The sequence below is a fragment of the Parabacteroides merdae ATCC 43184 genome (assembly GCF_025151215.1).
In the GTDB taxonomy this organism is placed as follows: domain Bacteria; phylum Bacteroidota; class Bacteroidia; order Bacteroidales; family Tannerellaceae; genus Parabacteroides; species Parabacteroides merdae.
Map to the genome: position 1 here is coordinate 1,186,210 of NZ_CP102286.1, position 13,706 is coordinate 1,199,915.

Here is a 13,706-nt window from a genome sequence, read left to right on the forward strand (position 1 = left end):
TGTCCTTATCAAAAGGGGCAGCTCTTTTTTTATTATATTAGTCTATTTTGTTGATTCTTCTTAGTAAGTAGTGCGGTGCGTATGCACTGTTTAATGGTGCCTTTGTCATCATATCCTCGGCAACTGTTCATCACTGAGCATATCGACGATCCTGTAATTGCCATACAACGTTTTCATTTTAACCAGTGCATAGCCTTTTTCCTGAATACAGCCGATAACAGCTGCGTTCTTTCCTTCCGGATAATTCTGCATGACGGCAAGAGCCTGCTCCGTCTTTTCATCCGGTAAGATCACCAGCACCAGTCCTTCGTTGGCGATATGAAGCGGATCAAGTCCTAAAATCTCTGAAGCGCCGCGCACGGCATCGGGAATCGGGAGCAATGTGGACACCTTTGGGAACGACGCCGATTACGCATCCGCCATGATCTTGTTCCAACAAGGATTTGCGGAAAGCAGGATAGAAGATGCTGCTTATCAGTTGGTGCGTCATTCGTCCGCCGCCACCGTGTGCCAATAACACACAGTCGGAATCGGAGAAAGGAATGGGACAATTTGTCGTTATCATATTCTGTATCTATTTATATCTATAGTAAGCAGCACAAACCCCTTCCGAAGAAACCATCGGTGCACCGATCGGATGCTCGGGTGTGCAAATCGTTCCAAAGAAAGGGCAGTCTTTCGTTTGTTTTGTTCCTCGCATAATATCACCAGCGATGCACTGTCTCTTTTCCACGCTCGACGCAAGATCGTCAAAGCACTTTTTATACGCCTCCGTGTCTGCCGAGAGAAGAAGGTATGAGGCATCCTTGTGAAAGGGATTACATTTGTCAAAACATAAATGAAGAAGATGAAAGAGGAGGAAGTTGTCATATCAGTCCTGACCATTCAAGGTTTGGTACAAAGTGTCGGTTTCCGTCCGTTTATCTATCGGATCGCCAGTGAAATGAATATCTGTGGAGAAGTGGACAACCGGAATAATGGGGTCTGTATCCGTACGGCCCTTACTCCCGTGCAACGGGAACTCTTCATCGAACGCATACGTCGCGAACATCCGAAGGTGGCTTCCATACATAGGATAACCGTTTCGGAAAGGATAGAAGTTAGGAATCCATATATGGGTTTTCGTATTACTCCCAGTCGGTCGGAATCGGACGAGGTGACGCAGGTTGCTCCCGATATTGCCGTCTGTCCCGAATGCTTACGTGACCGGAAGACACAAGCGCAGCGCTTGCAATACCCTTTTGTCAACTGTGCGCATTGCGGACCTCGTTTTTCTATCATCCGTGATCTGCCTTATGATAGGAGCCGAACAACCATGTCAGCTTTCTCGATGTGTCCGTCCTGCCGAAAAGAATATATAACGGTCAGCGACCGGCGTTTTCATGCTGAGCCTGTTGCCTGTAACCATTGCGGTCCGTCTTATTACGCCTTATATAATAAGGTAAAGGTAACAGACTATTCGGAACTGCTCAACCTTTCATCCCGTTTGCTTCGTGAGGGTGAAGTGATTGCCGCGAAAGGGATAGGAGGCTATCACCTGATTTGTGATGCGAGGAGTGAAAAGGCAGTTTCCCGGCTACGGGATATCAAGCAGCGGGATGGCATGCCTTTTGCCGTACTGTTTCGGGATATAGAGAATATCCGCCGATACGTTTTCTCGAATGGGGTGGAAGAAAAGGCTTTGCTTTCCTGGCGTCGCCCGATCGTTCTGTTGAAGCAACTCCGGCTGTTGGCTTCGTCCGTCAATCCGGGAATGGAGACATTAGGATGTATGCTTCCTTATATGCCGCTCCATTCCGATTGGTTTGAACGGTTGGATACACCCGCATTGGTGATGACGAGTGGCAATATCAGCGAATGTCCGATAACCATTACCCCCGAAGAGGCAGAAAAGCAATTGGCCGGTAAAATACCCCTCTTGCTCCACCATAACCGGGTGGATGACTCTGTGTTACAGGTCTGTGGCGGTCAGTCCTGCTTGATACGTCGTTCGCGAGGATATGTGCCGGAACCGTTCTTTGCTGACGTTCCGGTTGAAGGAATCTTGGCTTTCAGAGCCGAAAAGGTAAATACGTTTGCTTTAGGGGAGGGAGAAACGATTCTGCAAAGCCAGTATATCGGTGACCTAAAGAATTGGGAGACCTTTCGATTCTATAAGGAATCACTTGAACGTTTTCAACATCTTTTTCGTTTCCGGCCATCCCTTTTGGTCTGCGATCTGCACCCTGACTATCTTTCCAGTGCGGGCCGGTTATTCGATGCCGTTTCATCTTTACTGGGCGTCTGCGATGTCTCCACGCATCAGGCGGAAGCACCTGTTAAGCTGGAACAACTGGCTTCCGATGAATATCAAAGTCGTTATTCTGTTTTAATAGAAAAGGAGTCTATCTCCATGCGTCCCGTATTGGAAGGAATATTGGAAGATCTGGCAGCCGGAGTTCCGGTAACCTGGTTATCCGCCCGTTTTCATAATACGTTGGCATGGCTTTTGGTAGAGATGGCGAAACAGTACAGGATGCAGACCGGAACGGACAAAGTCGTGATCTCAGGTGGCTGTTTTCAGAATAAACGTCTGACGGAACAGTTGCAGCGCATGTTTGCCGAAGCTGGTATCCCGCTGTTCGTACCGGGACATATACCCTGTAATGACGGAGGTGTGGCGGTCGGGCAACTGGCAATAGCGGCTTCCCGGAAGAGGCAGTTATAGTATGAATGCAAAACATATATGTTTTGAAAACGAATCATATATGTTTTGATTGCAAAACACCTATGTTTTAAATGAAGTAGTTATATCGTTAAAGTTATGCATGAATTGTCGATCGCTCAAAGTATCGTTCAGCTATCCGAACAGCAGGCTCGCGAACATCATTCTTCGCAGATAGAAGAAGTGGAGCTTGAGATAGGGTGTCTTGCCGGAGTATAGCTGCAAACATTGGAGTTTGCGATGGAAAGTGCAGTTAAAGGCACTTTGCTTGAAAAAGCGAAGATAATCCGCCGCTATGTAGACGGAGAAGGGCAGTGCTGCGATTGCGAAACGGTCTTTCCTATCGGGAATTTGTTTTCTCCCTGTCCTAATTGTGGTTCTTATTTGATAAATATAACAAAAGGGCGGGAACTTCGGATTAAATCAATTGTTATAAAATAAAAAGACAAACGCTTATGTGTGGAACTTGCGGATGCGGAGAGCATCATCATCACGATCACCTTCATGACCATGAATACTGGCACGGACATGAACATCACCACCGTCATCACGGTGAAGGGAAAGTAATAACGCTGGAACAGGATATTCTCCAGCGCAATAATCTGTTGGCTGAACGTAACAGAGGCTATTTTGAGGCGAAATATATTTTTTGTCTGAATCTGATGAGTTCTCCAGGTTCCGGCAAAACGACATTATTGGAAGAAACGATACGCCAGTTGAATTCTGATGCCACTCTCGTTTGTCCTGCCATGTTCGATTTGGGAGAAGCGAAGAAAGTCGTTATCGTCAGTACCACCGAAGGGGATGACAAGCCGTTGAAATATCCTCATATCTTCTTGGAGGCAGATATCTGTGTGATCAACAAAATCGATTTGGCGCCTTATCTGGATACGGATGTGGAGACGTTGCGGAATAATGCCTTGAAAGTAAACCACCACTTGCAACTATTCGAAGTGTCTGCGACAAAAGGCACAGGAATGGATGCCTGGTGTGATTGGTTGGTGAAAGAGTGTGCAAAATGTAAATAATTTACCCCAGATTTGATAGATAAACGGAGAAATAGACTATATTTGTTCCCGTTCATTGAATCAATTTAATCAAAATGTCATGATTAACCGAGAATTAATTAATCCTCAGAGCATCGTAGTGGTGGGAGGATCCAATAATGTACATAAACCGGGTGGCCGTTTGGTTCGCAATCTACTAGACGGGAAGTATAAAGGCGAACTATATGTCGTAAATGCTAAAGAAGACGATGTGCAGGGCCTGAAATCCTATCATTCAGTGCATGATATCCCAGAGACGGAACTGGCAATCATTTCTATTCCCGGTCCGGCCTGTCCGGAAGCTGTGGATGTGCTTGCCAAACAGAAAAACGTAAAGGCGTTCATTGTCATTTCGGCTGGTTTCGGAGAGGAAACGCATGAAGGGGCGATTCTGGAAGAACAGATGCTGAAAAGTATTAACGAAGCCGGTGCTTCATTGATCGGTCCGAATTGCATCGGTCTGATGAATATGCATTATCATGGTGTTTTTACTCAGCCGATTCCCGAATTTCATGCAGACGGGGTCGATTTTATTTCCAGTTCTGGCGGTACGGCACTTTTCATTATTGAATCGGCTCTGACAAAAGGACTCCGTTTTTCTTCGGTTTGGTCTGTCGGTAACTCCAAGCAGATCGGAGTGGAAGAAGTGATCGAATATATGGATCGCAACTTTGACCCGGTCCTTGACTCCAAAATAAAGATGCTCTATATCGAGCAGATCAAAAATCCGGATAAGCTCTTGTATCATGCTTCTTCCCTGATTCGCAAGGGTTGTCATATCGCAGCTATAAAAGCGGGTAGTACGGATGTCGGTAAGCGTGCCGCATCTTCCCACACAGGAGCGATTGCCAACTCGGACTCGGCGGTGGAAGCCCTGTTTCGCAAAGCGGGTATTGTGCGTTGTTTCAGCCGTGAAGAATTAACAACCGTTGCCAGTATCTTTACCTTGAAAGAAGTGAAGGGTAAAAACTGTGCGATTATCACGCATGCCGGAGGTCCGGCAGTAATGTTGGCGGATGCACTGGAAAAGGGACGGCTGAACGTTCCTAAGCTGGACGGTCCGCTTGCCGCAGAATTGAAATCCAAACTATATCCGGGAGCTGCTGTCGGCAATCCGATAGATATTATCGGTACAGGTACTCCCGAACATTTGGCCACCGCTATCGATTTCTGTGAGAACTGTTTCGAAGATATTGACCTGATGATGGTTATCTTTGGCAGTCCGGGTTTGGTAAAATTATACGATACTTATGAAGTGCTTCATAAGAAAATGGAGGAGTGCAAGAAGCCGATTTTTCCGGTATTGCCATCCATCGTAACAGCGGGTCCGGAAGTGAAAAGTTTCGTGAAGAAAGGTCATGTGAACTTTTCGGATGAAGTGACGTTGGGTACAGCCCTCTCGCGTGTGCTCAACACGCCGAAGCCCATGAGTACGGATATACAGTTGTATGGTGTTGACGTGCCCGAAGTTCGCCGTATTATCGACCGGTTGCCGGGCAGCGGTTATTTGAATCCTGAAGAAGTCCGTACTTTGCTGAAAGCGGCCCAGATACCGTTGGTAGAAGAGTTCACGTCGACTGACCGCGACGAACTGGTCGCTTTCGCCAAGAGAGTTAAGTTCCCGGTTGTAGCCAAGGTAGTCGGTCCTATACATAAGAGCGATATGGGGGGCGTTGCCTTGAATATCCGAAGTGAGGAGCATCTGATATTCGAATATGAACGGATGATGCGTCTGCCTGATGTGACGGCCGTTATGGTACAACCGATGTTGAAAGGGCAGGAGTTGTTCTTAGGAGCTAAGTATGAAGACCGGTTCGGTCATGTCGTGCTTTGCGGTCTGGGAGGCATTTTTGTCGAAGTGCTGAAAGACGTCTCTTATGGTCTATCACCTCTGTCGTATGACGAAACTTATTCCATGATCCGTTCCCTGCGCGGTTATCCTATTATAAAGGGAACACGCGGCCAGCGGGGAGTGGATGAACAGCAGTATGCGGATATCATAGTCCGCCTGTCCACATTGCTCCGTTTTGCATCCGAAATCAAGGAAATGGACATCAATCCTCTTGTTGCGACTGAGCGGGGGTTGTTTGCCGTAGATGCACGTATACGAATTGAGAAGTGATTGATCTTGGATAAATTTCTGATACTAAATGTCCTGTATTCCGAAAGTCTTATAAAAAACTTTTGGAATACAGGACATTTCTTTTAGGCTTTAAAAATTCCCGCACGCAAATGTAGTTATTTACCGAATATGGATGGTAAAAAATAGTTGTAAAACATCTAAAATTATTTAACCATACATGCGAATGCGATCTTTAAATAGCATATATTTGCAGCATTGCAATCTGGAGATAGCAAAACTAAAATCTAAAATTAAATACTGTCGAATATGGAAAGAAAAAGAGTTTACACATTCGGAAATGGAAAAGCCGAAGGTAAAGCAGATATGAGAAATCTGCTGGGTGGTAAAGGTGCTAACCTTGCCGAAATGAATCTGATTGGTGTTCCGGTTCCTCCGGGTTTTACTATTACCACAGAAGTATGTTCCGAATATTATGATTTAGGAAAAGACAAAGTGGTTGAATTGTTGAAATCAGACGTTGAAAAGGCAATCGCCAATATTGAGACGTTGATGAATTCAAAGTTTGGAGATGTTGCCAATCCGTTGTTGGTATCCGTTCGTTCCGGTGCACGTGCATCTATGCCGGGTATGATGGACACAATCCTGAATTTAGGTTTGAACGATGAAGTGGTGGAAGGACTAAGCCGTAAGACGAACAATCCTCGGTTTGCATGGGATTCATATCGCCGTTTCGTACAAATGTACGGAGACGTCGTGTTGGGTATGAAACCGACCAACAAGGAAGATATCGATCCATTTGAAGCAATTATCGAAGAAGTCAAGGAAGCGAAAGGAGTGAAGCTTGACAATGAACTGGATGTGGAGGATCTGAAAGCACTGGTCGCTAAATTCAAAATGGCTGTCAAGGCTCAGACTGGTAAGGATTTCCCGACTTCCGCCTATGAACAACTTTGGGGCGCCATTTGTGCTGTGTTTGACAGCTGGATGAACGAACGCGCTATCCTCTATCGTAAGATGGAAGGGATTCCTGCCGAATGGGGCACGGCTGTCAGCGTACAGGCTATGGTGTTCGGCAATATGGGCGATACTTCCGCTACCGGTGTATGTTTCTCTCGTGATGCCGGTAACGGAGAAGACCTCTTCAATGGTGAATACTTGATCAACGCACAAGGCGAAGACGTGGTGGCTGGTATCCGTACACCGCAACAGATCACGAAGATTGGTTCGCAGCGTTGGGCGGAACGTGCTGGTATTTCAGAAGAAGACCGCGTCGCCAAATATCCTTCAATGGAAGAAGCCATGCCGGAAATCTATAGGCAACTGGACGAACTGCAAACAAAGCTGGAAAACCATTATCATGATATGCAGGATATGGAATTCACCGTGCAGGAAGGAAAACTGTGGTTCCTGCAAACCCGTAACGGAAAACGTACCGGTGCTGCAATGGTTAAAATCGCAATCGACTTGTTGCATCAAGGTATGATTGACGAGAAGACAGCATTGAAACGTATCGAACCGAATAAACTGGATGAACTGCTTCACCCGGTATTCGACAAGGTGGCCGAGAAACAGGCGAAAGTTTGGGTGAAAGGCTTGCCGGCATCTCCGGGAGCGGCAACAGGGCAGATCGTGTTCTTCGCCGATGATGCGGCAAAATGGCATGCTGACGGAAAGAAGATCGTAATGGTCCGTATCGAAACATCCCCTGAGGACCTGGCTGGTATGGCTGTTGCTGAAGGTATTCTGACTGCTCGTGGTGGTATGACTTCGCATGCTGCCGTTGTTGCACGCGGTATGGGTAAATGCTGCGTATCCGGTGCCGGAGCTTTGGAAATCGATTATAAGAATAAGACCGTAGAAGTCGATGGTATTAAGCTGAAAGAAGGCGACTATATTTCTATAAACGGTACGACCGGTACGGTTTATGTCGGAAAGGTAGAGACGAAGGCTGCCGAACTGTCCGGTGATTTTGCCGAATTGATGACTTTGGCAGATAAATATACGAAGTTACAGGTTCGCACGAATGCCGATACTCCGCACGATGCTACGATCGCACGCAATTTCGGTGCTGTAGGTATTGGTTTGTGCCGCACGGAACATATGTTCTTCGAAGGTGAAAAAATCAAAGCCATGCGTGAAATGATCCTGGCGGAAGATGCGGAAGGGCGTAAGAATGCACTGGCAAAGATCCTGCCTTACCAGAAGGAGGACTTCAAAGGTATTTTCAAGGCAATGGCAGGTTGTCCGGTAACCGTGCGTCTGCTCGATCCTCCTTTGCATGAATTCGTTCCTCATGATCTGAAAGGTCAGGAAGAAATGGCTGAAGCAATGGGCGTATCGGTAAAAGAGATCCAGAAACGAGTTGAATCATTATGTGAACATAACCCGATGTTAGGACATCGGGGTTGCCGTTTGGGTAATACATATCCCGAAATCACAGAAATGCAGACACGTGCCATTTTGGGAGCCGCTCTTGAACTGAAGAAGGAAGGTATTGAAGCTAAACCTGAAATCATGGTTCCGCTGACGGGTATCTTATACGAATTCAAGGAACAAGAAAAAGTGATCCGTAAAGCTGCCGCACAGTTGTTTGAAGAAATGGGAGACAGCATCGACTTCAAGGTCGGTACGATGATCGAAATTCCGCGTGCGGCATTGACTGCCGACCGTATTGCTTCTTCTGCCGAGTTCTTCTCGTTCGGTACAAACGACTTGACACAGATGACCTTCGGTTACTCTCGCGACGATATCGCTTCCTTCCTGCCTGTTTATTTGGAAAAGAAGATTCTGAAAGTCGATCCGTTCCAAGTTCTCGATCAGAATGGAGTGGGACAGTTGGTGCGTATGGCTACAGAAAAGGGACGTGCTATCCGCCCGGATCTGAAATGTGGTATCTGTGGCGAACATGGCGGTGAACCTTCTTCTGTGAAGTTCTGCCACAAAGTAGGACTGAACTATGTATCCTGTTCACCCTTCCGCGTTCCAATTGCACGTATCGCAGCGGCGCAGGCTGCTATAGAAGACTGATCCGGTTATGAATGTTCGATTTCATAATAGTGAAATTGGAGTTCCATGACTATGAAAATAAAGTTCCATGCCTGTGAAACAAAAGTTTCATGGGTATGGAATTCTTATTTTATCGTAGTATCCGATGATTTTCGAGAATAATTTATGAAAAAAAGTACCGAAGAAATCACAAAATAATGTACATTTGTTTTTTGATGATGAACGAATAAACAATATCTACGTATGGAGCGATATTTAATAATTAAGACGAGAGATGAATTATTGCGTATCAAAATAGGGCAGATCCTCTATTTTGAAGCAGATAGAAATTACACTAAACTACTTTTATCTAACGGAATTCAATTCACATTTGCAATCAACATAGGAAAAATTGAAGAAATATTGGAGAAACAAGTCGCAGGTTGTAACACAATCCTGATGCGTGTAGGTAAAAGCCATATCATTAATAAAAATCACATCTTGCAGATAAATTTACCCAAGCAGAAGCTATTATTGCTAACGCAGGATGGAAAACCGAGGGAGTTGGTGATATCCAAGGATCCCTTGAAGGTATTGAAAGATACGCTCGAAAAGGAAATGGGAAAACCTGAAGAACCAAAAGTTGTTACAGAATGATCATCAGAATTGGAAAAGCTAGCGATAATGATTTTGTAGTAAACGACCCTCATGTAAGCCGGTATCATGCAAAGCTGATCCGTGAAGAGGGGGGATGTTGGCTACTTGAAGATTTGGGATCGACAAACGGAACATTTGTCAATGGTGCCCAGATCGTTAAGAAGCATGTTACTCCCAGCGATACGATCAAGCTGGGAGATAATTATGTGTTAAACATTTCCGAAGCCTTGAAGTCCAACAACGATTACAGCGAAGAGTTTGCTGCGCTGAAGCAAGTTTACGATAATTACATTCAAGCAAAGGTTAAGATACAATCTTCTAATCAATTTAAGACCAGATTATTCCAGTCTCTTCCATTTGCTCTTCCCGGTGTAGTGGGGGTTGTGATCGGTTTCCTAGGGAAAGGAAGTCCGGAACTGTTCGGATTGAGTCTGTTTATTACGATCTGTGCTCCGACCGTCGGTATCTACCTGGGTGCGAAACAGTCGGCCAAGATCCCACAGTTGCTGCAAGATCTGACCAATCAATTCAAAATCGATTATGTTTGCCCCAAATGCGGAACGTTTTTGGGTGAAATACCCTGGGAATCATTGCGCAATAGAAAACAATGCCCGATGCCTTCTTGTAAAGCTAAATGGGTGAGCGAATAAGAATCTGTTTCATATACTAAAAGTAATACTTTCGTACAGTAAACCCAAACATTTGATTATAAGGAACTATTTTGTGCTTGGATGTCAGCTCGTTTCCCTACTTTTGTTTCCAGAAAATTTAATTATAACATTTTATGCAAGAAGAGGATTACACATTCGTGACTTTAGACAGCGACGATGCTATACTGACCGACGCTGTTATTGTGGGTGTGGACGGGGAAAACGACTTGTCGGATGTTGTAATGATTGACGAAAGTATTGATGTTTCTGATTTTATTACATTATCCGATGACACTATTATGTTGTCCGACGCAGATATGCTGGATACATATTCAACCGATATTGACGGATCTGATATATCGTTCATTTTATGATTTCCGTTAAATGTCCACATTGCCATGTTGGGTTAAAGGTAGACGAGGGGAAAATTCCCCTCGATATCACCTCTTTCAAATGCCCGAAGTGCAGACAACCGATTCCAGTCTCTTTGCTATCTATGGAGAAAGGAAGTGTCGCATCTGAATCGGAAACGGTTCTGATACAGCCTTTTCGTATGACGACCGGACATCTCTCTGTAATTGCAAATGCTGATACGCCGGAGCAAACTTTCCCTCTTCAGGAAGGTGTCTATATCATCGGACGAAAATCCAAGGCATCTACTGCTACGATCGGTATTGTGACGGCTGATAAATCAATGAGCCGAGAACATATCCGGATCGAGGTAAAAAAAGATGCCAAAGGAGGCTATAAACATTATCTTTCTGACAATAATAGTAAAAATCATACGTTATATAATAGCAATTACTTAGAGAATGGAGAGATTGTCGTACTCAATAATAATGATGAAATTATTATTGGTCGCACAGTTCTCCGATTTAATGAATAAAAATAGTCTATGCTATGAATATAACGATCGGCAACCCCTGGGCAGTCAGTGAAAAAGGAGGCAGATTGAATAATGAAGATTCTATCTTTCCTTTGCCGGAAACGGCAAATTCCAATCAAAACTTATTTTTGGTATGTGATGGTGTCGGGGGGGCTGAAAAAGGGGAGATTGCAAGTTCATTGGCTTGCGAGTCTTTCCAGACTTTTTTCTCAACTTTTCGTGAAGGTGAGCCGAACGCAGATTTTATAAATAAAGCGATTCGTTATACCGAAGCACGTTTTGATGACTATGTAGCAATTCATCCGGAAGCCAAAGGAATGGCAACCACCTTGACCATGACCTTTGTAGGTACGACCGGCATAACCTTGGCGCATGTGGGGGACAGTCGGATTTACCATTTCCGGAAAGGAGAAATCTTGTTCCAGACTGAAGATCATTCATTGGTTAATTCGTTAGTGAAATTAGGAAAAATCACCCATGAAGAGGTTGCACATCACCCACAGCGGAATGTGATCATACGGGCTATCCAAGGGACGGACCGTCCGACAGAGGCTGATGTCGTACTTTTGGATGATATCAAGGCTGGTGATTTTTTGTTCATGTGTTCGGATGGTGTACTCGAACGTCTTAACAATGATGAGCTTTCGGATATATTCAAGCATTTAGGTGGTCCGGAAGAGATTAAAAACGCAATCATGTCCGCTTGTAGCGGGAAAACACACGATAACTTTTCTTTTTATATCATACCTATACAAAATGTGTTAGATTCCGTAGGAATTAAACAAAATATTCTTTCATTCCTTTATTCTTTTATATAAATAACGTAATTTTGGCAGACTAATAGAATTGCGCATAGTATAGTTATGAATTTGCCAAACGGACATGTTCTTCAGAATGGAAAATATCGGATCACTCATGTAATCGGTCAGGGCGGCTTTGGTATAACATACAAAGGCGTCTGGTATACGGAGGTGAAGGGATCGTTAGGAACCGTACAGACAGAGGTGCCTATTTGCATAAAAGAATACTTCTTTAAAGACTATTGTTACAGGGAAGCAGAATCATTTGCTGTCAAGGTGCATTCCGAGACAGGAAGGGTTCTTTTCGATAAATTCAAAGAGAAACTTATCAAGGAAGCCAAAATTCTTTCTGAAGTTCACCATCCTCATATAGTGAATGTGCTGGAAGTTTTCGAAGAAAACGGCACGGCTTATATTGCCATGGAATATATTCCCGGTTGTTCACTCAAATATATGATGGACAGGGAAGGCATATTGCCGGAACCGAAAGTCCTCAGATATGTTCGCCAGATAGGAGAAGCACTCCAGTTTGTACATGAAAAGAACATTCTTCACTTGGATATCAAACCCAGCAATATCCTGATTGACTCGTCAGGGAAAGCACGTCTGATTGATTTCGGTGTGAGCAAGCGATATGACATCGAGCAACAGGAAACAAGTACGACCATGCTTACCTTATCAAAAGGATTTGCCTCGATCGAACAATACGATAACGAAGGAACACAAAGTTTTTCACCCTGTCCGGATATCTATTCGCTCGGTGCTACCATGTATAACCTTTTGACAGGGAAGATTCCGACCGAATCTATTTTGCGGGCAACACGTCCTTTGCAGAATCCGTCGGAACTGAACAGGAATATATCTCCTAAGACAGAAGCCGCTATAATCAAGGCAATGCAAATCATTCCGGCCGATCGTTTCCAAACGGTGGATGAAATGATGGCTGCATTAGATTTTCCTGCGGAAGAAGAAATACCTGCAAATGAGTTGCAAAATACAGACGGGCAGGAGGCGGATGGTGAGACAACGGTCATACATCCGAATGAGCAATCGCCTCTGAATGAGGAGGACGAAGATCGTACGATTATAAATAGCGAAGAAATTATTTCTCAGCCCTCTAAGAAAAAAAGAAAAGGGATGCTGATATCCGTGCTTATTGCTATATTTGCCAGTGCAGGATCTGTTGTCGCTTTTCTGGTGCTGGGGAACAAAACCTCTACGAAACCGGATGTAACGGAGTTGATTAGCCCGGTCGAAGAGGAAAAAGATTCAATAGGCATCTTTCAAGACACAACTGTTTCGGAGGTGAAAGAAGCATCTATGCTTAGCGAGAAGGATAAGAAAACAGAGGCAGCAATGGCCCGACAGCCGGAAAAGGTGACGCCCGTTGTTGTTGATGAACCCCGGAAGCAACCGGATACAAAGCAGGTTCCGGCTGAAGGAAATAAAATAACAATACAGCCAGTACAGCCTACTGCTGAAGAAATTGAGGCGAAATATGTCGCTTTAATAGCTTCTGGCAAGGAGAAGATGGGAAAAGCGGACTTTACGAACGCAAAGAAAGATTTCACGAAAGCGAAAGAAACCAAGTTGACGGAAGAGGTCGTACGTCTTTTGATTTCTTGTGATGAAAAGGAAGCAGCCAAACTTTTGGCCGACAGGAAAGCTCAATATGAGATGAAGAAAACTTTCGGGAACTTTACAATTGTACGAAAGAAATCGACCATGTTATATGGGGCGATCGATTCGGATGCGAACGAGCGTATACCATGTAAATATCGTAATGTCGGGATTGCCGAAAATGGCCGTGCTTTCGAACGTAAAGATGGTTTGTTCGATATCTATAATGCTGATGGCGTGTTGGTAAATGAAGGATCAACGTATTATTAACGTGT

Annotated in this window: 12 protein-coding genes and 2 pseudogenes; 11 read left to right on the forward strand and 3 right to left on the reverse strand. The window is 44.6% G+C overall.

The window, feature by feature from the left end:
• Nucleotides 1-108: 108 nt before the first annotated feature.
• The 3 genes and pseudogenes from NQ542_RS04775 to NQ542_RS04785 form a co-directional block, all read right to left on the reverse strand.
• Nucleotides 109-390, reverse strand: a complete 282-nt coding sequence (locus tag NQ542_RS04775) for an AIR synthase-related protein (protein WP_005641892.1) — start codon at nucleotides 388-390, stop codon at nucleotides 109-111.
• On the reverse strand, nucleotides 329-565 hold the full coding sequence (locus NQ542_RS04780; protein ID WP_005649327.1) for a hypothetical protein: 237 nt from the start codon (nucleotides 563-565) through the stop codon (nucleotides 329-331). Before NQ542_RS04780 ends, NQ542_RS04775 begins: the two co-directional genes overlap by 62 nt.
• A gap of 9 nt (nucleotides 566-574) precedes the next feature.
• Nucleotides 575-721 (reverse strand): annotated as a pseudogene (locus NQ542_RS04785) (hydrogenase formation protein HypD); the annotation flags it as partial.
• A 126-nt stretch (nucleotides 722-847) separates the two neighbouring features.
• On the opposite strand from NQ542_RS04785, the gene NQ542_RS04790 reads away from it, so the two are divergent.
• From NQ542_RS04790 to NQ542_RS04840, 11 genes and pseudogenes are all read left to right on the forward strand, one after another.
• Complete coding sequence (locus NQ542_RS04790) at nucleotides 848-2,707, forward strand: Kae1-like domain-containing protein (protein ID WP_005649326.1); 1,860 nt, start codon at nucleotides 848-850, stop codon at nucleotides 2,705-2,707.
• Nucleotides 2,708-2,803: 96 nt separating this feature from the next.
• Nucleotides 2,804-3,145, forward strand: a pseudogene (gene hypA, locus NQ542_RS04795) (hydrogenase maturation nickel metallochaperone HypA).
• 14 nt (nucleotides 3,146-3,159) lie between these two features.
• Nucleotides 3,160-3,732: a P-loop NTPase family protein gene (locus tag NQ542_RS04800; RefSeq protein ID WP_005641903.1), complete on the forward strand. Its 573-nt coding sequence runs from the start codon at nucleotides 3,160-3,162 to the stop codon at nucleotides 3,730-3,732.
• 79 nt (nucleotides 3,733-3,811) lie between these two features.
• Nucleotides 3,812-5,872 (forward strand): acetate--CoA ligase family protein, encoded by a 2,061-nt coding sequence (locus NQ542_RS04805; protein WP_005641906.1) that lies wholly within the window; start codon nucleotides 3,812-3,814, stop codon nucleotides 5,870-5,872.
• Between the two features lie 267 nt (nucleotides 5,873-6,139).
• The gene (ppdK, locus tag NQ542_RS04810) at nucleotides 6,140-8,860 is read left to right on the forward strand and encodes a pyruvate, phosphate dikinase (protein WP_005641908.1); all 2,721 of its coding nucleotides are present in this window, start codon (nucleotides 6,140-6,142) and stop codon (nucleotides 8,858-8,860) included.
• 222 nt (nucleotides 8,861-9,082) lie between these two features.
• On the forward strand, nucleotides 9,083-9,475 hold the full coding sequence (locus NQ542_RS04815) for a LytTR family DNA-binding domain-containing protein (RefSeq protein WP_005641912.1): 393 nt from the start codon (nucleotides 9,083-9,085) through the stop codon (nucleotides 9,473-9,475).
• Entirely contained in the window at nucleotides 9,472-10,125 is a 654-nt protein-coding gene (locus NQ542_RS04820; protein ID WP_005641914.1) for an FHA domain-containing protein, read from the forward strand. The genes NQ542_RS04815 and NQ542_RS04820 overlap by 4 nt, the downstream gene beginning before the upstream one ends.
• Nucleotides 10,126-10,259: 134 nt before the next feature.
• On the forward strand, nucleotides 10,260-10,499 hold the full coding sequence (locus NQ542_RS04825) for a hypothetical protein (RefSeq protein WP_005641915.1): 240 nt from the start codon (nucleotides 10,260-10,262) through the stop codon (nucleotides 10,497-10,499).
• Nucleotides 10,496-11,011 (forward strand): FHA domain-containing protein, encoded by a 516-nt coding sequence (locus NQ542_RS04830; protein ID WP_005641917.1) that lies wholly within the window; start codon nucleotides 10,496-10,498, stop codon nucleotides 11,009-11,011. Before NQ542_RS04825 ends, NQ542_RS04830 begins: the two co-directional genes overlap by 4 nt.
• Nucleotides 11,012-11,025: 14 nt before the next feature.
• A complete protein-coding gene (locus NQ542_RS04835; RefSeq protein ID WP_005641919.1) occupies nucleotides 11,026-11,829 on the forward strand; it encodes a PP2C family protein-serine/threonine phosphatase in 804 nt (267 codons plus the stop codon).
• A 45-nt stretch (nucleotides 11,830-11,874) separates the two neighbouring features.
• Nucleotides 11,875-13,701: a serine/threonine-protein kinase gene (locus NQ542_RS04840; protein ID WP_005641920.1), complete on the forward strand. Its 1,827-nt coding sequence runs from the start codon at nucleotides 11,875-11,877 to the stop codon at nucleotides 13,699-13,701.
• Nucleotides 13,702-13,706: the final 5 nt, after the last annotated feature.